This is a genomic window from Modestobacter altitudinis (assembly GCF_005930475.1).
In the GTDB taxonomy this organism is placed as follows: Bacteria; Actinomycetota; Actinomycetes; order Mycobacteriales; family Geodermatophilaceae; genus Modestobacter; species Modestobacter altitudinis.
The window spans coordinates 1-23908 of the sequence record NZ_SJEW01000045.1 but is presented as its reverse complement, the minus strand read 5'-3'; the positions used below and the strand labels follow the sequence as shown (position 1 = coordinate 23908).

Below are 23908 nucleotides of genomic sequence, written 5' to 3'. Positions count from 1 at the left end.
TCCTCACCGCCGGAGGGGGCCGGAAGTGCCCCGGCGCGCGGCCACGGCGACCCAGGCAGACGGAAGCGGGCCGCGCACGCTCCGCGCGCGTTCCCCCTCGGCAGGGTCACCTCAGCTCGGGAACAGGCACCGCTACTGGCACGCGCGATGGACCCGTCGCCGCGCTCACTGGCGGCAAGCCGTGGACCGGCGTGACCGGATCGGCGCGGACCAGGTCAACGCCGCGGTCGACGACGACCATGCCGACCCGCGTTCCGACCCCCCTTCATCGCCGACGACCGCGGCGGCGTGACTGAGGCCAACCTCATGCCGTCGAGCGCACGCGTAGCTGGGAGCGCAGCTCGGCTGTGCAGACTGGCAGGCCACTCAGCGCAGTTTCGAGCTGTTCGCCCGCCACGTGATCCCGGCCTTCCAGCCCTCTCAGAAGCGGCTGCTCGCCTCGGAGGCGTGGGCGCGCAGCAAGCACAGCGAGCTCGACGCCAAGAACGGCGCCGCCATCCAGGCCGCGACCGACCGGTACGCGCAGGAGAGGGCCAGTCAACAGCCCACGGGCGCCGGCCAGTCCTGACCAGCGGGTGGCTCCCCGGCGGGGTGTTGCCCGAACCCGACGCACCGACGACCCGATCAGCCGTCGTGCGGGGCGCGTTGCTGTACTCGGCGCGACCGCCGGCCTCACCGCCGCTGCCCGAGGAGGTCGCTGAGCACCTCGAGCCCGAAGGCGTATCCCCGTATGCCCGCGCCGGCGATGACGGCATGCGCGACATCTGAGAGCAAGGAGGTGTGCCGGAACGGCTCACGCTTGTGCACGTTGGTGATGTGCACTTCGACGAAGGGCAGCTCCGAGGCCGCCACCGCGTCGCGCAGCACCACAGACGTGTGCGTCAGCCCAGCGGCGTTCAGCACGAGGCCGGCATGCGTGCCCCGGGCTGCGTGCAGCGTGTCGATGAGCTCACCTTCGGAGTTGCTCTGGAAACAGGTGACGTCGAGCCCCAGCTCACGGCCCTTCGTCGCCACCAGCTCCTCGACATCACGCAGGGTGTGCGTCCCGTAGATCGCTGGCTCACGGGTGCCCAACATGTTCAGGTTCGGGCCGTTGAGCACGAGGACCCGGAGCCGATCGGCGTCGATCATGGAGCAGCACTCCTCACAGACGTGCGTTGGCAGAGGTGACGACCTGACGTGCCCACCGTGAGCCGGTCCACGAGGAACGTCGTGGTCCGCACATCACCGCCGGGGTCAGTCGGCTCGAGAGGTCCGTGCCTGCCGGTGCGCGGCCATCCGGACGGGTGCGTCGGCGCTGCCGTAGCCGTCGTACCCGCCCAGCCGCTGGACCACCTCGAAGAACACCCGGTCACCGAGCACGAGGGTGGCCAGGTGGAGGTAGCCGCCACGCTCGTCCTGGTCGTACATCAGGCCGTGCTCGCGGATCGCACCGAGGAGTTCCGGCGCGAGCTCGAGCCGGGCTTCCAGGTCGTCGGCGTAGTTGGCCGGTACCGGGAGCAGCGGCGCGTCGGCTGCCCGCAGCCGGGCGGCCGTGGACGCGATGTCGTCGGTGGCGAAGGCGACGTACTGGGGGTCCGGCACCGCCGGCGACCAGCCGCCGCGGCGCAGCGTGGCGACGCTCAGCGCGAGCCGCACCGCGCGCTCGGGCCCGGTGACCGCGCGGCTGCGCACCAGTCCGAACGGGGCGGCGAACTCGGTGACCGCCTGAGGCGCCAGCCCGAGCACAGCACGGTAGAACAGCCCGGCCTCGTCGAAGGCGTCGAAGGGCTGGGTGAGGCCGACGTGGTCGATGCTGGCCAGCCCCGCGGCGCCCCCGTCCGGCTCGTCGGTGGGCAGGAAGTCCGCGGGCCACCCGCCGGGGCCGGTCCGGGTGAAGAACACCTGGGTGCCGTCGGGCGCCTCGACCGCTGACAGGTGGGCCTCGGCCGTGCCACGGTCCCGGGGCAGGACCGGCGCGTGCAGTGCCTCCGCGCGGGCAGCCGACGCGCCGGGGTCCACGCTCTCCAGCCCCAGCGCGGTGACCGCGGCGATGCCGGCGGCAGCCGGGCGGACGACGGAGGCATTGAGGAGCACCCGGGCGCGCCCCTGCTCCCACAGCTGGACCGGCTTGGAACGGTGCTGTCCGGTGTGTGCGAAGCCGAGCTCGTGCAGTGTCTGCGCGACCTGCGGTCCGGAGACCCCGTCGACGCCGAGCTCGACGAACGAGTGGCCGGTCAGCTCGGGGGCCGCAGGGACGGCGGCCGGGCCGGGCAACTGCTCCTCCAGCCACATCAGCGAGCGGAGCGCGTCCACCGCCGTGCGGGCCGGGTCCGACTGCCGGAAGACGTCGTTGAACACCTCGAGCGACAGCGGCCCGGCGTAACCGGCGTCGAGCACGCAGCGCAGGAACTCGGGCAGGTCGAAGGCTCCCTGTCCCGGGAAGAGCCGGTGGTGGCGGCTCCACTGCAGCACGTCCATCCGCAGGTGCGGGGCGTCGGCGAGCTGCAGGAAGAAGAGCTTCTCGGCGGGGACGACGGCGAAGCCGGCCGGGTCCCCGCCGCGGGACAGCACGTGGAAGCTGTCGAGGCACAAGCCCAGCGCCGGGTGGTCCGCCCGGGCGACCGCCTCCCAGGAGCGTTCCCAGGTGGAGACGTGCCGGCCCCATGCCAGGGCCTCGTAGGCGATCCGCAGCCCGCGCTCGCCGGCCCGGGAGGCCGCGATGGCCAGCTGCTCGGCGACCTGGTCGACGTCGGCGACGGCGTCGTCGGACACCGACGAGCAGACCAGCACGGTGTCCACGCCGAGGTCGGCCATGACGTCGAACTTGCGGTCGGCACGGCGCAGGTTGCGGGCGAACGTGGCTGGGTCGGTGGAGTCGAGGTCGCGGAAGGGCTGGTAGAGCTCGATGCCCAGGCCGAGGTCGGCGCACCGGGCCGCCAGCTCGCGGGGGCGCCACGGGGAGGCGATCAGGTCGGGCTCGAACACCTCGATGCCGTCGAAGCCGGCCCCGGCAGCAGCGGCGAGCTTGTCCTCCAGCGTGCCGGACAGGCAGACGGTGGCGACGGACCGACGGAACGGCATCCGGTCAGCCGACCCGTGCGTCGGGAACGGGCTCGCCGACCAGGGTGGTGAAGTGGGCGAGCATCCGGTCGGCGTCCGGCTCCACGTCGGTGAACAGCCGGAACGCGTCCACCGCCTGGTAGACCGCCATGCCCCCGCCGTCGAGCACCCGGCAGCCCGCGGCCCGGGCGGTGCGGACGAGCTCGGTCTCCAGCGGTCGGTAGACGACGTCGGCCACCCACAGTGGCGGCCGGAGCAGGGCGGCCGGCACGGGCAGGCCAGGGTGCGCGGCCATCCCGGTGGGCGTGGCGTGCACCAGTCCGTCCGCCGCTGCCAGCGACGGCTCCAGGCTGTCGAGGTCGCCGCTGACCGCCCGGTCGGCGGCGAAGCGCGCCGACAGCGCGTCGACCAGGGACCGGGCGCGTTCGCCGTCGACGTCCAGCACGGTGAGCCGGCCGACGCCGAGCGTCAGCAGAGCATGGGCGACGGCCGCGCCGGCCCCGCCGGCACCGAGCAGGACGACGTCGTCGAGGGCGGCCTCGGGCAGCCCGCGGTCGAAGGACCGGGCGAAGCCGGACCAGTCGGTGTTGTGCCCGATGGCCCGCCCGTCCCGGAAGACGACCGTGTTGACCGCTCCCAGCGCTGCGGCGTCGGCGGTGAGCTCGTCGAGGTGCGGCAGCACGAGCTGCTTGCACGGGTGGGTGACGTTGAGCCCGTCGAACCCCGCGAGCCGGGTGGCGGCCAGCAGGTCCCCGACCGCCTCCGCGGGCAGCTGCAGGTCGTCGAGGTCGAACCGCCGGTAGAGGTAGCGGATGCCGAGCTGGTCAGCCTCCCGCTCGTGCATCGGCGGGGTCAGCGACGGGCCGATGCCGCTGCCGACCAGGCCGACGAGAACACTGCGGGAGGGTGGGGTCACGAGGGCCTCCGACTGGTAACCAGTTGGTGAGTTGCGTCTCCAGAGGACCACACCCGGAGCGCCGGCGCCAGCCCCGACGCGCCGCGCTCCACACGCCGGGTCACGAGCCGCCCAGCCGCCGAGCCCGTGCCCGGGGGTGCTCCAGCATCTCGTCGACGAGCGCGTGCAGCCGGCGCAGCCGTGGTGCCGGGTCCTCGGCCAGCAGCCCTTGGGAGTCGTCGCCGCCGAGCGCGACCGGGACGTGCGGCGGGAGGGTGGCCAGCAGACCGGCGGCGGCCCCTGCGGCCGCCTCCACTCCCCGGGCGCTCAGCCGGACGTAGCCGAGGTGCTCCCACACCAGCTCGACAGCCTCCTCGACCTGGTCGGCCGTGGTCGACGTCGCCGCGACGTCCAGCACCAGCCCGCCCCGGGAGGGGGCCACCACCGCGAGCGCGTCGGTGAGCAGATCGAGCCGGTCGGCCGGCACCGGGGCCAGCAGCGGGCGCAGCCGGTAGGGCCGGGCCTGGTCGGCCAGTTGCCCGAAGAGCTCCACCCGCTCGGCGAGGCCGCGGCCGGCCGGCGTGCTCGGGGCGCCGAAGCGGGCGGTCACGAAGCGCGCTCCGAAGCGCGCACCGAGGTCGAGGACCCGGCCGTGTGCGGCGTGCACGTCGTCCGCCGGGAGCGGGCCGTCCAGGCGCACCCGGCCGACGTCGAGGACCGTCACCCGGGTCTGCAGCAGCAGGTCCACCAGGCGGGCGAGGTTCTGCTCACCCGTCCCACCCGACCACCAGTGCTCGACCTCCTCGGCGGCCCCGACGTGCAGGCCCAGGGAGTCCCAGCCGGTGCCGGGCAGCAGCTCGGTCAACTGCAGTGGATCGAGCGGGTGGACGACGGACTGGTGGACGACCATGCGGTTCACGTCGGTGCCGCCTCTCTGCGCCGTGCGGCGCCCGGGTGCGGTCCGCGAGCGTACTGACCGAGCACCCGGGCCGCCGTCCTAGGCTCCGTGCGTGACCGCGCAGCCGTCCGACGCCGAGGCAGTCCACCGCGACCCCGCCGCCGCCGGTCCCGGTGAGCGGACCCGGGACGCCGACCGCACCCGGGCCGACATCCTGGCCGTGGCCACCAGCGAGTTCGCCGACCGGGGCTACGCCGGTGCCCGGATCAACGAGATCGCGGACAAGACCAGCACCACCAAGCGGATGATCTACTACTACTTCGGCGGCAAGGAGCAGCTCTACGTCGCCGTCCTGGAGCAGGCGTACAGCCGGATCCGCAGCCTGGAACAGCAACTGGACGTCGAGCACCTCGACCCGGTGGAAGCGATCCGCGAGCTCGCCGGGCTCACCTTCGACCACCACGAGTCGCACCCGGAGTTCATCCGGCTGGTCAGCATCGAGAACATCCACCACGCCGAGCACATCGCGCACTCGGAGGTCCTCACCGGGCTGGCCAACCCCGCGGTCGACGTGCTCGGCACCATCCTGGAGCGGGGCTGGACCGCCGGGCTCTTCCGGGACGACGTGGACGCCCTCGACGTGCACCAGGTGATCAGCGCGTTCTGCGTCTTCCGGACCGCCAACCGGCACACGTTCGGTGCCATCTTCGGCCGCGACCTGCTCGACCCGGCCCGGCGGGACCACCAGCGGAGCATGCTCGGCGACCTCGTGGTCGCCTACCTGACCGCCGGCTGACCCCGCCCGGCCGGCGCACCGCCGTCCACCTGCACCTTTCCGTCCGTTGCATCCGGGTCAGGCCGTGCCCGCTTGACATCGTGACCGCCATCACCTCACCATCTGGTACGTAACCAGTTGGTACATACCGCTGGGAGCACCAGCCCGAGAAGGGCGGGCGTGCCGAGCCGGGGACCCCGGACCGCACGCACAGCTCTGCAACGCCGCACCGCTGACCGCACCGGGAGCCCCCCGGTCGCCCACCCCGCAGGGACACCGGTCCCTGCCGCTGGCCCCCAGGAGAACTCATGAGCTCGACCCCCGAGCCGGGCGGCGCCGCGCCCGTGCACGTGCCACGCAAGGCGGCGCTCGCCAGTTTCGTCGGCAGCGCGCTGGAGTACTACGACTTCTTCATCTACGGGGCCGCCGCCGGGCTGGTCTTCCCGGAGGTGTTCTTCCCCGACAGCGACCCGGCGACGGCAACTCTGCTCTCACTGGCGACCTTCGGCGTCGCCTACGTCGCCCGCCCGGTCGGCGCGGTGATCATCGGCCACTACGGCGACAAGCTGGGCCGCAAGAAGATGCTGGTGGCGACGCTGCTGCTGATGGGCGTCTCCACGTTCGCCATCGGACTGGTCCCGTCGTATGAGTCCATCGGCGTCGCCGCGCCGATCCTGTTGGTGCTGCTCCGCGTGCTCCAGGGGCTCTCAGCCGCCGGTGAGCAGAGCGGTGCCAACTCGATGACGCTGGAACACGCGCCGGAAGGCAGGCGTGGCTTCTTCACCAGCTTCACCCTGGAGGGCACCCAGGCCGGCCTCATCCTGGCCAACCTGGTGTTCCTCGCCGTCGCCCAGCTCCCCGAGGACCAGCTGCTCAGCTGGGGCTGGCGGATCCCCTTCTTCCTGTCCGCCCTCGTCGTCGCGGTCGGCTACTGGGTGCGGCGTTCGCTGCCGGAGACCCCCGAGTTCGAGAAGGCCGAGCAGGCCCACGAGGTCGCCAAGCTGCCCGTCGCCGTGCTCTTCCGCGACCACTCGCCGGCCGTGATCCGGGTGGTCCTCTGCGCGCTGGTCTCGACCGTGAGCACGATCGTCGGCACCTGGTCGCTCGCCCACGGGACCAACGTGGTGGGTCTGGAGCGGACGACGCTGCTGTGGATGGTCATCCTGTCCAACGTGCTGGCGCTCGCCGCGCTCCCGCTCTGGGCGATGCTGTCGGACCGGATCGGCCGACGCCCGGTGTTCGCCATCGGGGCGCTGGGCTCCGCGGTGATGGTCTTCCCGTTCCTCTGGGCGCTGCAGCACGGCCGGGTCGGGCTCATCTTCCTGTTCGGGATCCTGCTGGCCGGGCTCGTCTACTCCGCGGCCAACGGAGTCTGGCCGGCCCTGTACGGCGAGATGTTCGACACGAAGGTGCGCTACTCCGGAACCGCCATCGGCACGCAGATCGGCTTCGCTCTGGGCGGCTTCTCCCCGACGATCGCCGCTGCCATCGTCGGCGACGGCGTGGACGGCTGGCTGCCGGTCGCCCTGCTGACCGCGGGCGCGGCGACCGTGGCCGGCCTCTGCGCGCTCACCGCCCGGGAGACCGCGCACGTGCCGCTCGCCGACCTGGGCACCCGGGCCGCCGACCGGGATCAGCAGCTGACCCACGCCTGACCGCTCACCCTGCGGGCCCCGGCCGTGCCGGGGCCCGCAGTCGCGTCCATCCCCGGAGGTAGCCCGTGTCCCTCGTCCCCACCGGCTCCGGACCGGTCGTCGGCCGCGTGGCCGGGACCGTCCGCAGCTGGCGCGGAATCGCCTACGCCACGGCCGAGCGCTTCGGGCCGGCCGGCCCGGCGCCGAGCTGGGCCGGCACGCGCGACGCCACCGCTCCCGGCCCGGTCGGCGTGCAGTGGACACCTGCCGGGTCGCTCACCGGTACCGAGGACTGCCTGACCCTCGACGTGTACGCGCCGGACGACGTCCCTGGCCCGCTGCCCGTGCTGTTCTGGGTGCACGGCGGGGCGTTCCAGACCGGGGCGGCGGCCGACTACGACGGCTCGGTGCTCGCTGCCGCCGGGCCGGCGGTCGTCGTGGCGGTGTCCTACCGGCTCGGCCCCTTCGGGTTCCTGCAGCTGGGCACCGCCGAGGCGCCCGACCCGAGCCCGGCCCTCACAGACCTGCTGGCCGCCCTGGACTGGGTCGGCCGGGAGATCGCCGCCTTCGGTGGCGATCCGGACCGGATCACCCTGGTCGGCCAGTCGGCCGGGGCGAGCCTGGTGTGCGCCCTGCTCGCCACCTCGGCCGGGCAACGGGCGCGCGCCGCGGTGGCCTTCTCGGTCGGGGGCCCCGTGCTGGAGCCCGCGGAGGCGGTGGACGTCGCTGCGCGCACGCTGCACCAGCTCGGCGTGCCGCGCACCGACCTGGCCGCTCTGCGGACCCTGCCGGCCGAGGCGGTCATGGCAGCGGCGGCGACCGTCGCTCGCGAGTCGCGCCGGCAGCGGCTCGGCGGGGTGGTGTGGGGCCCGGTGCTCGACGGCACCGTGCTGGCGGTCCAGCCCGCCGTGGCGGTCGCCACCGGCGCGCTGCGGGACACCGCGTTGTGGTTCGGCTCCTGCCGCGACGAGATGACGATGTTCCTGCAGCACGGGAGCGGCGACGCCGTCGCGGTCGCCCGGGCGCGGGTGGGCGGCGCTCGCTTTGACCGGCTGCACGCGGTCTACGCAGCAACCGCCCGGCCGGGAGAGGACCCGGTCCAGGCCCTGCTCACCGACGAGATGTGGGTGCAGCCGGTGTGGGAGCTGGCGCAGGCCCAGGTGTCGGCGGGTGGCCGGGCCTGGGTGAGCCGCTGGGACCACTCCCCCGGTCTGCCGCCGTACGACCGTCTGGGCCCGACGCACGGCGCGGACAACGCCTGCCTGTGGGCCCACCCGCCGCGCTTCGTGGAGCGCCCGCTGCTGGCCCGGCCCGCCGCGGACATGACCGACGCCGACCAGGCGGTGACCGCCGTGCTGCACGACGCCGTCCTCGGCATGGTGCGCGCCGGCACACCGGCGACCGGTGAGCTGGTGGACTGGGTACCGTACGAGCCCGCCGCCCGCTGCACCGCCGTCTTCGACGCGACGTCGCGGGTCGAGTCGGACCCCGCCGGACAGCGGCGGCGGGCCTGGGACACGTCCACCTGAGCTGACCCCTGTCGCTTGCTGGTCGAGGACACGTGCCCGCACCGTCGACCCAGCGCAGGCAGCTGCGACACCGCCATGAGTCGGGACCCACCATCCAGCGCCACCTGGCCACGTCGCTGCACTGACTTGGATGCCGCTGTCCGGGCGCAGGTAGCGTTGCCGGGGTGGGGTCAGCGTGAGCCGGCGGGCACAGGTGCTCGACGCCGCCTTGGACCTCCTGGGTGAGGCCGGCATCCGAGCCCTGACGCACGGAGCGGTCGACCGGCACGGGGGACTCCCTCCCGGTACTGCGTCGAACTACTTCCGCACCCGCGACGCCCTGTTGTCCGGCGTCCTGGAGCACCTCGCGCGCCGGGAACTGCGTCTCATCGCCTCCCTGGGAACCGATCAGCACAGCGGATCATCGGTCGCATCACTCGTGGACGAGGCGGCCAGCATGGTCGCCTTCCTGCTGGGCCCAGGGCGGACGCAGACTCTCGCCCGCCACGCGATCTTCCTCGAGGCCGCGTGGCGGCCAGAGCTCCGCCCGAGCCTCTTGGCCGCAACCGTCCCGTTCTGGGAGCTGCTGGCTGACCGGTTGACCAGCATCGGAGCGCCGACTCCCCAGGCGGCGGCACGCACGCTGCTGTCCTGCATCGACGGGGTCATCATCGACCAGCTGATCCGGCCACAGCAGGACTTCGATGCCCGGTCGACACTCGAGCCCCTCGTGACCGCCTTGGCCGGCTCGGTCTCGGAGACGCTGGACAGCCGCTGAGCGGAGCAGCGGGACACCAGCAGCACACCACCGCTCCCTGGCACAGCGCCCATGGACGGGGTTCAGCGGGCGACGGGAGCGCTCATGCGCAACACGGCTGATCGCAGGCCGAGCCACTGCTCCGCCAGACCGATGCGGGAGGCCCGGGCCGAGCCGACCACGAGACGCTGCGTCGGCCGACGACGCTCGTCGTCGTAGGCGCGGAGCGCGGCTGCCACGTCATCCCCCTGGGCCAGTGCGCCGGCCAGCGCAACACCATCGATGACCGCCTGGCATGCCCCTTGTCCGAGCGATGGCGTCATGGCATGCGCCGCGTCACCGACGAGGACCGCGTTGCCGCGGACGTAGGACGGGAGCGGGGGCGTCAGGTCGAAGACCTGGTGCTGGAGCAGCGCCTCCGGCTTGCTCGAGGACAGGACTTCCTCGATGGGCGCCGGCCAGCCCTCGTACAAGGCCAGCAGGTGCTGCAGCGCCAGACCCGCGTCGTCTCGGGGACTCTCGTGCCGAACGGCCGCGTACCAGTTGGTCCGCCCGGGCTCCATCGGCGTGATGCCGAAGATCTGCCCCTTCCCCCACGTTTCTCCGTACCAGTTCGTCTCGGTCTCCACGGAGCCACGCCAGGCCGTGAACTGCGCATCCCGTGGCGCTGTGGCATCGCCGAAGTACGCCCGACGGACGGCGCTGCGCAGGCCATCGGCGCCGACGACCACATCGTGCTCGGTCGCGAGCTGCTGCGGGTCGGTGATGCGGACGTCGGTCTCGACCGTCACGCCGTGCCGAGTCACGGCCCCCAAAAGCATGTTCATCAGCGACGTCCGAGACAGCAGCAGTACGAACCTCCCGGTCGTGCGACGGATGCGGGAAACGGGGAGGGGCGTCAGTCGTCGGCCCTCGGAGGTACGGATCTCGCCGTGCTCGTACGGCACAGCGGTCCGCCGCAGCTCATCGCCCAACCCCAGCCGCTCCAACGCCGATTGGGCGTCGGGCCACAATCCCAGTGCGGCGCCCGTGCCGACCACCTGTGGCCACTTCTCCAGCACGGACACCCGCCAACCGGCACGGCTCAATCCCAGCGCCGCCGACAGGCCGCCCACGCCCGCTCCCACGATCGCAGCTGAACGCGTCATGCACCGACGCTACTACGTTCATAGTAGAGACGCCATGGCGACGTCCCCCTCGACACCGCGCTCGACTGCCAAGGTCAACGGCCCGCCTCCCCATCGGTGAGCGACCGCATGCTCTGCGAGACTCCCCAGCGCTCCTGACCCACACAACGGCCCTTGTCTCGACCTGAGGGAGGCGCCGTCGCAGTCGAGGGCGTCACACGCCAGGCGGCCCGCCGAGGGTCGCGTCCGCCACCTTCGACATGGCCTGGACCAGGAGCTCCTGGTACTTCGCCACCATCACCACGGTGCTCACCGCAGCCAGGCCACCGAGCGCGGCCCAGCCCTGGACGTCGCCCCGCTCGGGGTCGTCGCCCAGCGCACGCCGGGCGACGGCGGTGAGGCGGGCGTTCGTACATCGGATCAAGGCGCGCAACGCTCCTCCTTCGTCGTGACCGCTCGCCCACGAGGGCGACGGTCGGTGGACGGAGACTAGGCAGCCCCGGCGCCCCCCGATCAGGTGTTCCACCCACTTGCGTGCTCGCTTTCCCACCACCGAGCGTCACACTTCGCCGATCGGGTGACACCCCTGCGAGTTCTTCAGCCCATCGAGGTCACGCAGGGTCATCAACCCGTGAGGAGGTCCCCGGGTCGACAGTCCGAGGGGGAACGACGCTCCGCCCGACGCGTGACCTCACATCGGCTGCCACAGCGGTGCTGGGGATGCACATCGCTCAGCGGGTCCGCTCCCCGAAGATGCCGGGAGAACCGATGAGGGTGCAGCCGAGCCGTGCCGAGATGCCGGCCAGCGAGGACGCCTGACACCACCACCCGCTCGTGCGCCGGGATGGCCGGGTGGAGGAGCAGATGGGTCCACGGTCCGTCCGTTCGGGGCCGCGGGTCCGGGTGCCGGCCACCGGGCGCAGCACGCATCTGTCCGCGGTCGCCCGGGGCCACCGCGGCGTGCGGGAACCGATCCGCCGTCAGCGGACGCACAACCCCATGTCGGCCAGCCCCGCGAGGATCATGGGCAGTGCTTCGGGAGTGTGTGCTCCGGTGCCGTCGTGCAGCAGGATGGTGCTGTCCGGCCGCACCGCCTGCAGCACGCGGTCCCGGACGGTCGTCGCCGGCGGATCCGCCCAGTCACGCGGGTCCACCGTCCACAGCACCATCGAGGTCAGCCCGACATCCGCGGCCGCAGCCTCCACCGCAGAGTTCGTCGCCCCGTACGGCGGGCGCCACTGCGTCGGAGTCGTACCGGTCACCTGTTCGATCACGTCGTTGGTCTCCTGCAGCTCCGTGACCACCCGGGCCCGGTCCAGCGTGGTGAGGTCCGGGTGGTCCCACGAGTGGTTGCCGACGGTGTGGCCCTCGTGGTCTTCGCGCCGCACGAGAGCGGGATGGGCACCGGCCATCCGGCCGACCACGAAGAACGTCGCGGTCACCCCGTGCTCCGCGAGGGTGTCGAGGATGTCCGGCGTAGCGGTGGGGTGGGGACCGTCGTCGAAGGTCAGGCGGACGTGGCCGGCCGCACACGGCTCCGGTGCCGCCTGAGCGGGAACGGCTGGCAGCACCAGTCCCCAGGCTGCCGCGACGACGACCACCGTGCGAGGCCTCATGAGCCACGGTGGCACACTGCGCCGAGTCGCGGCGGACCGATCACCGCGACAACTGGCGCAGGTGGTGTCCGCTGGCGGTGACCCCAGCTGGGGATGGTGTGGGTTGTAGCCGACCTCCGGCGGATGCCGCTCCGGCTCGAGGACCTGCTTGCCTCCGTCCGGTGGCTCATGCGTACCGCCGCCTGCACCGGCGGTGCAGGGCTCCATGACCAGTGCGCGTGCCGCTCCCCGGGATGCCGGTGATCGACGACGCGGTCAGCGACCGGGACGGGCACCAACGCCAGGAGTACCGCCCCCCGCGTCCGCTTCTCCGGTCGACTCGTCCACGGCGAGACCGGCTTCGTGCTGGCCCACCCCGGCATCGCCGTGCGGGCCCGCTGACCGGTCGCCCGACGGGCGACGTCTCCGAGCGGCCCATCCAGGGACACCACGGGAACCTGCTCAGCGTCTGCGAGATGGCTACCCTTCGGCGATGGCGCGCATCGAGGCGACCTTCGAGATCGTGGACGACTCCGAGGAGGTCTACGACCAGCCCGAGGCCGGTCCGCGCCTCACTCGGGTCACGATCCGCAAGCGCTACTCCGGGGTCATCGAGGGACACGGCGTCGCGCACGTGCTCACCGCCCAGGGCGAGGGTGGCGCCGGGTACGTCGCGAGCGAGCGTGTCGTCGGCAGCCTGGACGGCAGGCGGGGCAGCTTCGTCATCCAGCACGGCGGCTCGATGGACGCGGGGACACCGTCCACCTTCGGCGCCGTCGTGCCCGCCTCCGGCACGGACGAGCTCGCAGGGCTCCGGGGCCAGGCCAGCGAGATGCAGGCTGGGGTCCTGACCCTCGACTACAGCCTGGACCAGTAGCGAGACCTGGCTGGAGGGAGCGGCACCGTTCCCGAGGCCGCCGGAGCAGTCGTCACCTGAGCTTGAGACCCGGCACACCGCTGGGACGTTCGACGCGGTCGGCACCGACCTGCGCCGCGACCAGGTGGCCGGCGACAGCGTCCAGGGCCTGGAGGACTGCTGCCCGGCCGTGCGCTGTGTCCGGGCCGGTGTCGAAGCCGTGCTGTGCCGCCGGCACGTCGATGGTCGTCAGGCCGACGGGCCGCGCCTCGAGCAGCGCCCGCTGACCGGCTGCGAACGCGGGGAGCTCGTGCTCGACCAGGGTGAGCACCACAGGGGTGTCATCCAGCGCCCGCACGGCGTCGGACAGTGACGGCCAGCCGGGGATGTCCTCGGTGGGCAGCAGGGGGTAGGTCAGTGCGACACAACGCAGCCAGTCGTGGCCGGCGGCGAGGGGTGGGTAGGCGAGCGGACCGCCGCCGGAGAAGAACCAGAGCGCCACCGTGTCACCGTCGACGTCGCTGCTGCCGCGCACCGCGGACAGCACCCGGTCGAGCGTCGCTGCGGCCTCGGGATAGCGCACACCGCCGGTCAGCTCGTGGTCGAACACCACGGCGGCCATGCCGCGGTGCGCGAGCTGCGAGGCGTAGGCACGGAAGAACGGCGTCCAACGCGGGCTCACCGGCGGTGGTTGCTGGAACAGGCCGTGCACCAGCAGGACGACGGGCGGTCGTCCGCCCCGCTCAGGCAGGTAGAGGTCGAAGTCGCCGTGGTCCACCGGATCGATGAGGCGGGTCGGGAGGATGAGGTCAGGTTGCTGGTTCACGAGGGCTCCTGGTCCTGGTCGTCGATCTGGCGGATGCGGTCGGTGAGGACCGCCAGCACGCGGGCGCACGCTGCGAGGTCCTCGACGTCGAAGTCGGCGGTGACGCGGTCGAGGTTCGCGAGTTCGCGTCGGTGGACCTCGGTGAAGGTCCGCCTGCCGCGCTCGGTCGCCCCGACCAGGCGGGAGCGCCGGTGCTGCGGGTTGTCCTCGAACCCGACGAGCCCACGGGCTGCACCGGTGTCGACGAGCGCCTGGACGCTCTGCCGCGTGATCCCGAACTCCCGGGCGACCTGCGGGACGGTCATCGACCCCCGAGTCAGCACGAGTTCCAGCACCGCGCGCAGCGGCACCGTCACGTCGGTGCCGCGCAGCACATGGTCCACAGCGCGTTCGGAGGCCTGGTAGAGCGGGCGCACCTGCCTGAGCACCTGGTACGCGGTGCCGCCGGTGCCGGGGCCGTCACTGGCGTCCTCCGCTCCGGGCGTCCCCGCCCCGGCCAGGACGTCAGGGTCATCCGCCGTCGTCAGCTTCATGACAGGCAGTCTGTCGCCATGACAGCTAGCCTGTCAAGGGCGCACCCACACCACCTGGGGCAGCGCACGGGCGCCCCGCGGGCACACCGGGAAGAGCAGGCACGGGTGTTCCGGTGCCCCCTCCCCGAGCCCGCGAGGTGGCAGCCTCCATCTGGTCACCGAGCGAGGGAGCGTCCAGATGCGCATGCGGGAGTTCGAGGTGAACGGCACGACGGCCGCCTCTCCGACGGCCGTGTGGCGACTGCTCGGGGACAGCGCCACCTGGCCCGACTGGACGCCGATCGACACCCACCGGCAGGAGCGAGCAGGCGGCGCCGACGGCAGCGGCGAGGTACGCGTGTTCCGGAACGGCCGGTACACGCTCCGCGAGGAGGTCATCGAGTCCCGGCCCCTGCGGCGCCTGAGCTACACGCTGCTGTCCGGTCTGGCGGTGCGCGACTACCGCGCCGACGTCGACCTGTCCGAGCGTGCGGACGGCGGGACCGACGTCCGCTGGCACACGACGTTCGTCCCGAAGGTGCCAGGCACCGGGCGCTTCTACGTCAGCGCCCTCCGGCGGGCGACCGAGCAGTTCGTCGCTGGGCTCACCGACTCCGCGGCACTGGCCGGCGGCCCGGGCGCCGACGTCCGGGAAGGATGAGCCCGACAGCCTGCACACGACGCCTGCCGCGGTGCGGGAGACGTCGTGATGGGCAGCCGGGAGCGCCTCAGCCCCGGTCGTGGACGGTGACGGCGTAGCCGTCCGGGTCGGCGAAGGTGAAGGTCCGCCCGAAGGGGCTGTCGGACGGTGCAGCGAGGACCGGCACGCCGGCGTCCACCAGGTCGTCGTGCAGCGCCTGCGCGTCATCGGCAGCCAGCCACAGCGCGACCCCGGCGCCCGGCCGGGGGGTGACGGCATCCAGGTCGGTGCCCGGGAGCGGTGTCCGGACCGCGAAGGCGATCGGTTCGGTGGCGAAGACGACCGCCCCTGGTGGAGCGACCGGCGTGCGGCGCAGGCCGAGCCGCTCCTCGTAGAACGTGGCTGCGGCCTCGACGTCGCGCACCTGCAGGGCGATGAAGTCCGGTCCGGTGACGGGCATGGTTCCTCCACGGTGTTGATGTCAGGATCCTGACATCAACACCGTATGTCAGGATCCTGACGTGAAGCAAGTGGGGAACCTGGGGGAATCAGTCGGCTATGCGCTCAAGCAGGCCGCCTCGGCGTTGCGGAGCGCGCTGGACGACGCGCTGCGACCGCTCGACCTGTCGGTGCCGCAGTACTCCTTGCTGGAGGTGCTCGGACAACACCCCGGGCTCTCCGCCGCCGCGCTCGCTCGACGCACCTTCGTCACCCGGCAGTCGATGCAGGGCGTGCTCCAGGGGCTGGCCGCACGCGGTCTGCTGACCCGACCGCAGACCGCACTGCACGGACGCGCACTGCCCACCGAGCTCACGTCCGCCGGCCACGCCCTCCTGCGGGAGGCGAGCTCTGTCGTCGCGGAGGTGGAGCAGCGCATGCTCGCGGCCTTCTCCGCCGACGAGGAACGCCGACTGCACGGCGACCTGCTCCGCTGCGTCACCGCCCTGCAGAGACCCTCGGGCTAGCGGCCCGGCCCGGCAGGAGCCGGGGGGAGCGCGTCCAGGACGTCGGCGAACGGACAGCGACCCCCACCCGCGGACGGGTGGGGGTCGCTGTCAGTGCTGGAGCTGGGTGGCTCAGCCCTCGTAGTTCACGTGGACGTGGTCCATGTGGTTCGCCGTGATGCCGCCCCGGTCCTCCATCTGCTTCCAGGAGCCGGTCGGCGAGGTGAGGATCCGCTGCTCCCAGATGATGTAGTCCACGCCGAGCTCGTCCCAGTGGGCGAGGTGGTAGGCGACGATCTCGTCGCCGAGGGTGGCGTTGCTGAGCACCATGTAGTCCACGGCCAGCCCGGACGGGTGGCCGCCCGGGTCGACGGCGCTGGCGCGGGTGCCGCCGAGGGTGATGCTGTCGGCGCCCGGCACGTTGCTGACGACGGCGTCGGCAGCGGCCTGCGCCTGCGGCTTCACGGCACCGGCGCTGTTGGTGATGTGCGCGTCGGTGGTGGTCGCGACGAGGGTGTGGGTCGTGACGGCGGCGGGCGCGACCGCGGCAGGCGCGGCGGCCGGCGCGACCCCGGAGGTCACCAGCACCTGACCCGGGACGAGCACGTTCGGGTTGCTGCCGATGACGCCGACGTTGAGCTGGTAGAGCTCGTGCCAGGACTGCCCGTGGGCGGCGGCGATCTTCGCGAGGGTGTCCCCACGGACCACGGTGTAGCTGCCCGCGTCGGCCGCGATCGCCACCGGTGCTGCGGCAGGCGCGGGAGCAGGCACGGCAGCAGGCGCGGCGACGGCGGCTGCGGTGGTGCCGTCCGTCAGGCGCTTGCCACAGGTGGGCCAGGCGCCGACACCCTGGCCGACGAGGACCTTCTCGGCGATCTGGACCTGCTCGGCCGGGGTCGCCAGGTCCGCGCGGGGCGCGAGGGCGGTGCCGCCGTACCCGGCCCACGTCGACTGGCTGAACTGCAGGCCGCCGTAGTAGCCGTTGCCGGTGTTGATGTCCCAGTCGCCGCCGGACTCGCACTGGGCGACCCCGGTCCAGTCGTGGGTGGTGGCGGCCTGTGCCGCCGGGGTGCTCAGGACGCTGAGCCCGACGACGGTCGCGCCTGCGGCGACGGGGACGCCGGCGAGAGCGTGCTTGGTGCGGACATAGCGGGGTGCGCGGTGCTTGGCCATGGTGATCTCCGATCACCGCCTGCGGGGTCAGCTGTCGGGTTCGGGCGATCGGTGCCCGGCCGCGGTCTGCGGCTTCACCCCGAGGCGCGCTGCCGTGGGCATGCGCGCCGAGTTCGTGGGTCCCCCACCCCTGCCCTGGGTTCTGATGAGGCGGCCGGTGGGCAGAGCTCGGCGGTCCGGCGCCACGCTCACGTGTTGGGTGAGCGCCACAAGAAGTTATGAGTCGACTTGTCGACTGTCGTCGTGATGCGCGTCACTTTTCCGTCTCGTGCGGCGTTTCTGCTGGTCCGGGACGCAGCCTCGCGAGGCGCCGACCGGTCACGCCTGGCGAGTCGTCCCGGCGTGTCGGCTGACCGTGCGATGCCTCACCCGGACAGCGGGTCCCGCAGGGACGCCAGGAGGTCGGCGAAGGCGCGGTCGACGCGGTCGGTGTCGCCGGTGGCGTCCAGGTCCATGATCAACCCGCGGATGACGGCGAGGACGAGCGTCGCGAGCTCCGGACGCCCGAGGGTGCGCAGCCCGTCCTCCAACGGTCCCAGCCAGTCCGTCGTCGCCTCCCGCCGGAAGCCGGGCCACAGCCGCTGCTCGGCGTCCTCGCGCAACCGCCCGAACATGTCCAGGTAGCGCCGCCCCTGCGCGCTGGTCATGCCGGCCCACGCGCGGCTCAGCGTCGTCAGGTAGTCCTCGTCCGGCTGCACCCGCAGCAGCGCCTCGAAGTCCTGCCGCTGGCGCCCTCGGGCTCGCTGCAGCACCGCGCGGAGCAGCGCCTCCTTGGTACCGAAGTGGTACAGCAGCATCCGGGGCGAGGTGCCGGAGGCGACGGCGAACGCCTCGAGGCGGTCGGGCAGGCCGCCGGCCAGTGCGTGGTCGGTGCACGCGTCCAGCAGGCGTTCCCGGATCTCCGGCTGCTTGGCCCGCCCCATGGCGGGATTTTTTCGCGTAACGCCCGGTACGTCTAGCGTTCAGGGCGTTCTGCCGCCCTTCCCGAGGAGGTCCCGATGCGAGTGGTGTTCGTGCACGGAGCGTGCGTCCGGGACGGGGCGTGGTGGTGGCACCGCACCGCCGCCCTGCTGGACCGGCGCGGGATCGCGAGCGTGGCGCCCGGGCTGCCCAGCTGCGGCGAGACCGGTTCGGCACCAGGTCCCGACGGACCAGGACTCGGCGAGGACGTCGCCGCGGTCCGGCAGGTGCTGCGGGACGGCGACGAGCCGACCGTCGTGGTGGCGCACAGCTACGGCGGCATCGTGACCGCCGAGGCCGCGGTGGGCGTGGACTCGGTGCGGCACCTGGTCCTGGTGTCCAGCTACCTGCCCGAGGTCGGCGAGAGCCTGTCCACCTTCAGCTCCTCGGAACCGGCGCCGTTCCTCGACATCGACGTCCGGGCCGGCACCCTCGGCGTCCGCCCGGAGCTCCTCACCGACACGTTCCTGCAGGACTGCCCCGAGGTGGCCGCCGACGCCGGCAGGCGGCTGGCCCGGCAGAGCCTGTCGATCGTGGGACAGCCGGTGACGGCGGCGGCGTGGCAGCACGTGCCGTCGACCTACCTGGTCTGCGCTCAGGACAGGGGGACGCCCGCCTCGGCGCAGCGGGACTTCGCGCGGCGCGCCGGCGCCGTCGTCGAGCTCGACACCGGGCACCACCCCTTCCTCTCCCAGCCGCAGGCGATCGCCGACCTCCTCGGAGGCCTGCCGACCTGACCGGCGACCCGCGCCGGCTCAGCGGCTGTCCGCGGCCACCCGGGCGACGTCCTGGTGCTCCCGCTGGTCCTGGCGCTGCCGGTGCAGGCGCAGCCGGTGGCGGCGGGCCTCGGGCGAGTGGACCACGGTGACCGGGCAGGTGGCGTGCGTCGCGCACTGGATGCTCGTCGAGCCGAGCAGCATGGTGTGGAAGCCACCGTGCCCCCGGCTGCCCACCACCAGCAGGTCCGCGCCGTCCGACTCGCGGACGAGCACGTCCGCCGGTGAACCGGGCACCGCACGGACCTGCACGTCCCGCAGCGCGTCGGCCGACCCGCGCCCGGCCGCGTCGACCACCACGCGGACCCTGTCCACGCACTGGCTCCTCAGCGTGTCCCGGATCCGCGCCTCCTCGGTCGCGCCGAGTCCGCTGAACTCCCCCTGCCAGTCCGGCACCCGGTAGGCGATGACCGCCACGACCGGCACGCCGCGCCGCGCCGCGTCCTCCAGGGCGAACCTCATCGCCGCCTCCGAGCCCGCCGAGCCGTCGACCGCCACCACCACCCGGGGCCCACTCATGACCTCGTGTCCGGCCGAGGGCCGGTCCACGTACAGGGACTCCTCCTCGTCGTGCACCACGCCACCTCCTCCGCTCCGCCGCACCGGTCGGGTCGGACGGGGGCCTCCGGGGCGGAGCCGTCGGGCCGGCCACCACGTCGACGGTTCACGGGTACCGCCCGCGTGCCGTCACCCGGATGGTCCTCCGACCGCGCGGGTCCCACCAGGGTCATCGGCCCCCGTCGTCGAGCCGGCCGGGCCGCCGACCACTCGCCCCGTGGCGGCGTTCAGGCGAACAGCTCGCAGCTCCCGTCCCCGTCGATGATCAGGACCCTGCCCCCGGTCAGGGCCACGGCGAGGTGGGTCAGGCGGGGATGCGTGAGTGAGTCGGCGCTGCTCCAGGAGTCGCTGTCGAGGTCGTAGGTGTGGCAGTCGGACCGCACTCCGCTGGGACCCTCCCCGCCGGTGACCAGGACCGAGCCGCCCGGCAACACGGTGGTGGTGTGCGCGTCCCGCCGCTGCGTCAGCGGCTCCTTGGTGTCCCACCCGCCCGTGGCGCTCGTCCAACGCTCCACCACGTCGGTGTAGTTCGGGGCACCCAGGCCGCTGCCGGCCACCATCAGGGCGCCGCCGTCGGGGAGTGCGACCAGGCTCTGTCCGGACCTGTCGGTGCTCATGTGGGGCACGGTCAGGTCGCCGACCGCGTCCCATCCCCCTGCCCCGGGGTCGTACACCTCGCACTCACGGGTCACGAACTCGACCGGCCCGCCACCTCCGCCGAGCCCGTAGGACACTCCCGCGGTGAGCAGGACCCGGCCGTCGGACAACTGGCAGTTCAGCGAGTTGTGGCGAGCGGTGATCGGCGACGGCAGCTTGTCGAGCTGGCCGGTCGTGAGGTCGACGGCGCGGAACTCCATGTCGTCCAGCAGCCCCTCCGGGAGGCACAGGACCAGCAGGTGGTCGCCGTCGCGCCACGCTCCGTCGACGCGGGACATGAACGGCGGCACGATCGTCGGCGTCCACAGCTCGGTGGCCGAGCTCCAGGTCTCCAGGAACGTGTCCTCCCCCGGCTCGTCCCCACCGACGAGGGCGGCTCCGTCCGCCGTCGCGACGAGGAGCCCGCGCTCGTGGGAGCGGTGCAGGGACCCCGTCGGAGCCCACTGGCCCGCCTGCGGGTCGTAGACCTCCGCCGTCAGGAGCGGCGGGCCCTGCAGGTCACGGCCACCGGCGACCAGGACCCGCCCGTCCGCGAGGAGCGCGGCGGACCGCAGGTGTCGGCCGGCGCTCATGGAGCCGGTGAGCGTGAAGCCCGCCATCAGAGGCCCCCCTCGGTCTGGACGCTTGCGGTCGGCCTCGTTCGGAGTTGGGCGAGGTGTAGCGGCACAGGCGTCACCACCGCGTCACCGCTGACCGCACCGGCCGCGCCCGACGGCGCGCGGTCCTCAGGCCCCCCGGGCGTCGCCGTCCCGTGCTGCGGATGCGTCATCGCGGAGGTGCTCGGCGAAGAACGCCTCGATGCGCGTCCAGGCATCGGCGGCGGCGACCGGGTCGGGCTCGAACTTCAGCACCCGGCGCAGCAGCGGGCGCAGCACCCGGGGACCGGGGTCGGCGTCGTCGAGGAACCCGTGCCCGGCCGTCGGGTACTCGCGGACGTCGTGCGGCACGCCCAGCCGGGTCAGCACCCCCTTCAGCTGCGCCGCGGTCCCGCGCAGCGCGGGGTCGCGACCGCCGTAGCTCGCCACGATCGGGCAGGCGCCGGCCAGGGCACGGTCCGGGTCCTCCGGCAGACGGGCGTAGTTGGCCGAGGAGACGTCGAAGCCTCGCGGCGCGGTCAGCAGCGCGAAGCCGCCGCCCATGCAGAACCCGAGCACCCCGATCCGCCCGGTGCAGTCCGGCAGCGCCGCCAGGTGGGTGCGGGCCGCCTCCACGTCGACGAACGCCCGGCCGGACCCGGCGGCGATCGCGCGGAACGTCGGCACCAGGCAGCGCCGCACCCCGCCGGCGGTGAACAGGTCGGGCATCAGCGACAGGTAGCCGGCAGCGGCCATCCGCTGCACCTGCCGGCGCATGACGTCGTCGATGCCGAACAGCTCGTGCACCAGCACCACGCCCGGCCAGGGTCCCGGACCCGGAGGGATGCCGAGCACGCCCCGCAGTCCCGGCGTCCCGCCCGCGCCACTGGTCAGCTCGACGTCCTGCAGTCGCGGACCCTGGGGATCGGTCATCGTCCGGCCTCCCTGCTGCCTGCTCCCGCTGCGGAGAGGAGCGATGCTGGCAGAGGCTCGCCCGCGTGTCACCCCGCACGGCGCGCCGCAGGGGCTGGCAGCGGGTGGCCGGGTGTGGGGGAATGCACCCGGCTCCCTCGGGGGCGGACTCGACGCGGGATCGGGGGGACGCGATGAGAGCACTCGTGGTGGGTGGTGGGGTGGCCGGACCGGTCGCCGCCATGGCCCTGCAGAAGGCGGGCATCGGGGCCACCGTCCACGAGGCGCACCCCGCTCCCGCCGGCGACGTCGGGGCGTGGCTGGGCGTCCAGGTCAACGGCCTGGACGCGCTGCGGGTGATCGAGGCGGACACGGTGGTCCGCGAGGTCGGCCACCCGACGCCGGTGATCGAGTTCCGCAGCGGCACCGGCAGGCGGCTGGGCGAGCTCCCGACCGGTCGCGACGGTGTCGTCGGTGTCTCCGTGCAGCGCTCCGAGCTGTACCGGGCGCTGCACGCGGAGGCGCTGCGCCGGGGCATCGAGGTGCGCTACGGCTCCCGGCTGGTCGACGCCCGCAGCACCCCCGACGGCGTGACCGCGACCTTCGCCGACGGCACCACCGAGTCGGCCGACCTGCTCGTCGGTGCCGACGGCGTCCGCTCGTCGGTGCGCGCACTGCTCGACCCGGACGCCCCACCGCCCCGCTTCGTCCCGGTGCTGAACACCGCCGGCTACTCGGACCACACGCCGGCCGGCGCGGAGGTGGGCCGGCTGACGATGGTCATGGGCCGTCGGTCCTTCTTCGGCTGGCTCCCCTCACCGGACGGCCGGACGTGGTGGTTCGCCAACCCGCCCGCGCGACAGGAGCCGGCGGACGGCGCGGTCGCCGCCCGGTCCGACGCGGAGTGGCGCGCCCTGCTGCGCGACCTCCACGGAGTCGACCGATCCCCCGCCGTCGCCCTCGTCGACGCGACGCCGCACGAGCTGCGGGGGTGGTCGACGTACGACGTCCCCTCTGTGCGCCGCTGGCACGACGGGCGGCGCGTGGTGCTCATCGGGGACGCCGCGCACGCCACCTCCCCGGCCGCCGGTCAGGGGTCGTCGCTGGCCATCGAGGACGCCGTCGTCCTCGCCCGCTGTCTCCGCGACCTGCCCGTGCCCGAGGCGCTGTCGGCGTACGAGCACGCGCGACGCGACCGCGCCCAGCGGGTCGTCGCCCAGGGCTTCCGGACCAGCAGTGCCAAGTCGCCGCCGGCAGTGGGGCGGGTCGTCCGCGACCTGGTCATGCCGGTGGTGCTGCGGTACCGGGACCCGCGTGCCTGGGTGCGCGAGCACCACGTCGACTGGGACGCCGGCGCCGCTCCCGGCCGGACACCGGCCTGAGACCAGCGCGGCTCAAAAGACGGTGTAGCCGCCGTCGACCACCAGGACCGAGCCGGTCATGAACGACGACGCCGGGCTGGCCAGGAACACCACCGCCGGGGCGATCTCCTCGGGCTCGGCCGCGCGCTGCAGCGGTGCGTCGTCGACCCACTGCCGCTTGAACTGCGGTTGGTCGATCGGCGTCATGTCGGTGCGGACGTAGCCCGGGGCGACGGCGTTGACCCGGACGCCGTGCGGTGCCCACTCGGCGGCCAGCGACTTCGTCAGGTGGTGCACCGCGGCCTTGGAGGTGTTGTAGGCCGGCTGCCACTGCGGGCGGTTCACGATCTGCCCGGACATCGACCCGATGTTGACGATCACGCCGCCGCCCGCGCCGATCATCTGCTCGCCGAACACCTGGCAGCCGTGCCAGACACCGTTGACGTTGACCCGCATGACCTCGTCCCACTCGTCCTCGGTCACCTCGAGCGCCGGCCGGTGGATGCACGCACCGGCGTTGTTGACCAGCACGTCGACCCGGCCCAGCTCCGCCGCGATCTCCCCGGCGACCGCCACGACGGACCCCCGGTCACCGACGTCGGCGCGGAACGCCGCGGCCCGGACGCCCGCCGCGGTCAGCTCGTCGACGACCGCGCTGCTCGCTGCGGCGTCCCGTGCCACGATCGCGATCGCCGCACCGGCCTCCCCCAGCGCCCGGGCGAAGGCACGACCCAGGCCGCGGTTCCCGCCGGTGACCACGGCCACCTTGCCGTCGAGCCTGAAGCTGTCGAGGACTGTCATGCGCCGACCGTCCCACACCCTCCGACTGCGCCGGACGCGCCGTCCTGGCCGAACGGCGGCGCACACCGTTGTGGAGCGGCAGCGGCGCGAGGAGCCTGGCCGACATGACCACCACACCGCCTCCCG

The 23908-nt window shown here is 73.3% G+C and carries 26 protein-coding genes and 1 riboswitch; of the genes, 10 read left to right on the top strand and 16 right to left on the bottom strand.

What is annotated here, in order from left to right; genetic code table 11:
• Positions 1-397 precede the first annotated feature (397 nt).
• Positions 398-568 carry a hypothetical protein gene (locus FHL79_RS16265; RefSeq protein WP_246080865.1) on the top strand — a complete coding sequence of 57 codons (171 nt, stop codon included), beginning with the start codon at positions 398-400 and terminating at the stop codon, positions 566-568.
• 104 nt (positions 569-672) lie between these two features.
• Here the strand turns inward: FHL79_RS16265 and aroQ are convergent, their stop codons facing one another.
• The 4 genes from aroQ to FHL79_RS16245 all read right to left on the bottom strand — a co-directional run bounded on the left by aroQ (position 673) and on the right by FHL79_RS16245 (position 4847).
• Positions 673-1131: a type II 3-dehydroquinate dehydratase gene (gene aroQ, locus FHL79_RS16260; protein WP_138759632.1), complete on the bottom strand. Its 459-nt coding sequence runs from the start codon at positions 1129-1131 to the stop codon at positions 673-675.
• A 105-nt stretch (positions 1132-1236) separates the two neighbouring features.
• Positions 1237-3063 carry a sugar phosphate isomerase/epimerase and 4-hydroxyphenylpyruvate domain-containing protein gene (locus FHL79_RS16255; protein WP_138759631.1) on the bottom strand — a complete coding sequence of 609 codons (1827 nt, stop codon included), beginning with the start codon at positions 3061-3063 and terminating at the stop codon, positions 1237-1239.
• A gap of 4 nt (positions 3064-3067) precedes the next feature.
• Positions 3068-3958, bottom strand: a complete 891-nt coding sequence (locus FHL79_RS16250) for a shikimate dehydrogenase (protein WP_138759630.1) — start codon at positions 3956-3958, stop codon at positions 3068-3070.
• Positions 3959-4058: 100 nt separating this feature from the next.
• On the bottom strand, positions 4059-4847 hold the full coding sequence (locus FHL79_RS16245; protein ID WP_138759629.1) for a hypothetical protein: 789 nt from the start codon (positions 4845-4847) through the stop codon (positions 4059-4061).
• A 100-nt stretch (positions 4848-4947) separates the two neighbouring features.
• On the opposite strand from FHL79_RS16245, the gene FHL79_RS16240 reads away from it, so the two are divergent.
• From FHL79_RS16240 to FHL79_RS16225, 4 genes are all read left to right on the top strand, one after another.
• Positions 4948-5631: a TetR/AcrR family transcriptional regulator gene (locus FHL79_RS16240; protein ID WP_218938492.1), complete on the top strand. Its 684-nt coding sequence runs from the start codon at positions 4948-4950 to the stop codon at positions 5629-5631.
• A gap of 287 nt (positions 5632-5918) precedes the next feature.
• Positions 5919-7265, top strand: a complete 1347-nt coding sequence (locus tag FHL79_RS16235) for an MFS transporter (RefSeq protein WP_138759628.1) — start codon at positions 5919-5921, stop codon at positions 7263-7265.
• A gap of 65 nt (positions 7266-7330) precedes the next feature.
• Complete coding sequence (locus FHL79_RS16230; RefSeq protein ID WP_138759627.1) at positions 7331-8773, top strand: carboxylesterase family protein; 1443 nt, start codon at positions 7331-7333, stop codon at positions 8771-8773.
• A gap of 193 nt (positions 8774-8966) precedes the next feature.
• A complete protein-coding gene (locus FHL79_RS16225) occupies positions 8967-9530 on the top strand; it encodes a TetR/AcrR family transcriptional regulator (protein ID WP_171058194.1) in 564 nt (187 codons plus the stop codon).
• A gap of 62 nt (positions 9531-9592) precedes the next feature.
• Here FHL79_RS16225 and FHL79_RS16220 read toward each other — a convergent pair whose 3' ends face one another.
• From FHL79_RS16220 to FHL79_RS16210, 3 genes are all read right to left on the bottom strand, one after another.
• The gene (locus tag FHL79_RS16220) at positions 9593-10657 is read right to left on the bottom strand and encodes an FAD-dependent monooxygenase (protein WP_138759625.1); all 1065 of its coding nucleotides are present in this window, start codon (positions 10655-10657) and stop codon (positions 9593-9595) included.
• Between the two features lie 193 nt (positions 10658-10850).
• Positions 10851-11069, bottom strand: a complete 219-nt coding sequence (locus FHL79_RS16215; RefSeq protein ID WP_138759624.1) for a hypothetical protein — start codon at positions 11067-11069, stop codon at positions 10851-10853.
• Positions 11070-11616: 547 nt separating this feature from the next.
• Positions 11617-12252 carry a polysaccharide deacetylase family protein gene (locus tag FHL79_RS16210; RefSeq protein ID WP_171058193.1) on the bottom strand — a complete coding sequence of 212 codons (636 nt, stop codon included), beginning with the start codon at positions 12250-12252 and terminating at the stop codon, positions 11617-11619.
• 472 nt (positions 12253-12724) lie between these two features.
• Between FHL79_RS16210 and FHL79_RS16205 the strand changes: the two genes are divergently transcribed.
• Positions 12725-13108 (top strand): DUF3224 domain-containing protein, encoded by a 384-nt coding sequence (locus tag FHL79_RS16205; RefSeq protein ID WP_138759622.1) that lies wholly within the window; start codon positions 12725-12727, stop codon positions 13106-13108.
• Between the two features lie 52 nt (positions 13109-13160).
• On the opposite strand, the gene FHL79_RS16200 is transcribed toward FHL79_RS16205, so the two are convergent.
• Both FHL79_RS16200 and FHL79_RS16195 read right to left on the bottom strand, forming a co-directional pair.
• Positions 13161-13913, bottom strand: a complete 753-nt coding sequence (locus tag FHL79_RS16200; RefSeq protein WP_138759621.1) for a dienelactone hydrolase family protein — start codon at positions 13911-13913, stop codon at positions 13161-13163.
• The gene (locus FHL79_RS16195; RefSeq protein WP_138759620.1) at positions 13910-14446 is read right to left on the bottom strand and encodes a MarR family winged helix-turn-helix transcriptional regulator; all 537 of its coding nucleotides are present in this window, start codon (positions 14444-14446) and stop codon (positions 13910-13912) included. Before FHL79_RS16195 ends, FHL79_RS16200 begins: the two co-directional genes overlap by 4 nt.
• 178 nt (positions 14447-14624) lie before the next feature.
• Here FHL79_RS16195 and FHL79_RS16190 point away from each other — a divergent pair, with 178 nt between their 5' ends.
• Positions 14625-15086, top strand: coding sequence for an SRPBCC family protein (locus FHL79_RS16190; RefSeq protein ID WP_138759619.1), 462 nt, complete (start codon positions 14625-14627; stop codon positions 15084-15086).
• Between the two features lie 67 nt (positions 15087-15153).
• Here the strand turns inward: FHL79_RS16190 and FHL79_RS16185 are convergent, their stop codons facing one another.
• Positions 15154-15525 (bottom strand): VOC family protein, encoded by a 372-nt coding sequence (locus FHL79_RS16185; protein ID WP_138759618.1) that lies wholly within the window; start codon positions 15523-15525, stop codon positions 15154-15156.
• Between the two features lie 61 nt (positions 15526-15586).
• Between FHL79_RS16185 and FHL79_RS16180 the strand changes: the two genes are divergently transcribed.
• Positions 15587-16030 carry a MarR family winged helix-turn-helix transcriptional regulator gene (locus tag FHL79_RS16180; protein ID WP_138759617.1) on the top strand — a complete coding sequence of 148 codons (444 nt, stop codon included), beginning with the start codon at positions 15587-15589 and terminating at the stop codon, positions 16028-16030.
• Positions 16031-16141: 111 nt separating this feature from the next.
• On the opposite strand, the gene FHL79_RS26185 is transcribed toward FHL79_RS16180, so the two are convergent.
• Together FHL79_RS26185 and FHL79_RS16165 are read right to left on the bottom strand one after the other, a co-directional pair.
• Positions 16142-17182, bottom strand: a complete 1041-nt coding sequence (locus FHL79_RS26185) for a LysM peptidoglycan-binding domain-containing protein (protein ID WP_218938491.1) — start codon at positions 17180-17182, stop codon at positions 16142-16144.
• Between the two features lies 1 nt (position 17183).
• Positions 17184-17345: riboswitch (cyclic di-AMP (ydaO/yuaA leader) on the bottom strand.
• A 202-nt stretch (positions 17346-17547) separates the two neighbouring features.
• Positions 17548-18105, bottom strand: a complete 558-nt coding sequence (locus FHL79_RS16165) for a TetR/AcrR family transcriptional regulator (protein WP_138759616.1) — start codon at positions 18103-18105, stop codon at positions 17548-17550.
• A 75-nt stretch (positions 18106-18180) separates the two neighbouring features.
• Between FHL79_RS16165 and FHL79_RS16160 the strand changes: the two genes are divergently transcribed.
• A complete protein-coding gene (locus FHL79_RS16160) occupies positions 18181-18879 on the top strand; it encodes an alpha/beta fold hydrolase (protein ID WP_138759615.1) in 699 nt (232 codons plus the stop codon).
• Positions 18880-18897: 18 nt separating this feature from the next.
• On the opposite strand, the gene FHL79_RS16155 is transcribed toward FHL79_RS16160, so the two are convergent.
• The 3 genes from FHL79_RS16155 to FHL79_RS16145 all read right to left on the bottom strand — a co-directional run bounded on the left by FHL79_RS16155 (position 18898) and on the right by FHL79_RS16145 (position 21641).
• Positions 18898-19497 (bottom strand): universal stress protein, encoded by a 600-nt coding sequence (locus tag FHL79_RS16155; protein WP_138759614.1) that lies wholly within the window; start codon positions 19495-19497, stop codon positions 18898-18900.
• A 206-nt stretch (positions 19498-19703) separates the two neighbouring features.
• A complete protein-coding gene (locus FHL79_RS16150; protein ID WP_138759613.1) occupies positions 19704-20705 on the bottom strand; it encodes a Kelch repeat-containing protein in 1002 nt (333 codons plus the stop codon).
• Positions 20706-20858: 153 nt separating this feature from the next.
• Positions 20859-21641: a dienelactone hydrolase family protein gene (locus tag FHL79_RS16145; RefSeq protein WP_138759612.1), complete on the bottom strand. Its 783-nt coding sequence runs from the start codon at positions 21639-21641 to the stop codon at positions 20859-20861.
• A gap of 173 nt (positions 21642-21814) precedes the next feature.
• Between FHL79_RS16145 and FHL79_RS16140 the strand changes: the two genes are divergently transcribed.
• Positions 21815-23002: an FAD-dependent oxidoreductase gene (locus tag FHL79_RS16140; RefSeq protein ID WP_138759611.1), complete on the top strand. Its 1188-nt coding sequence runs from the start codon at positions 21815-21817 to the stop codon at positions 23000-23002.
• Positions 23003-23014: 12 nt separating this feature from the next.
• On the opposite strand, the gene FHL79_RS16135 is transcribed toward FHL79_RS16140, so the two are convergent.
• Complete coding sequence (locus tag FHL79_RS16135) at positions 23015-23782, bottom strand: SDR family NAD(P)-dependent oxidoreductase (RefSeq protein WP_138759610.1); 768 nt, start codon at positions 23780-23782, stop codon at positions 23015-23017.
• Between the last annotated feature and the right edge of the window lie 126 nt (positions 23783-23908).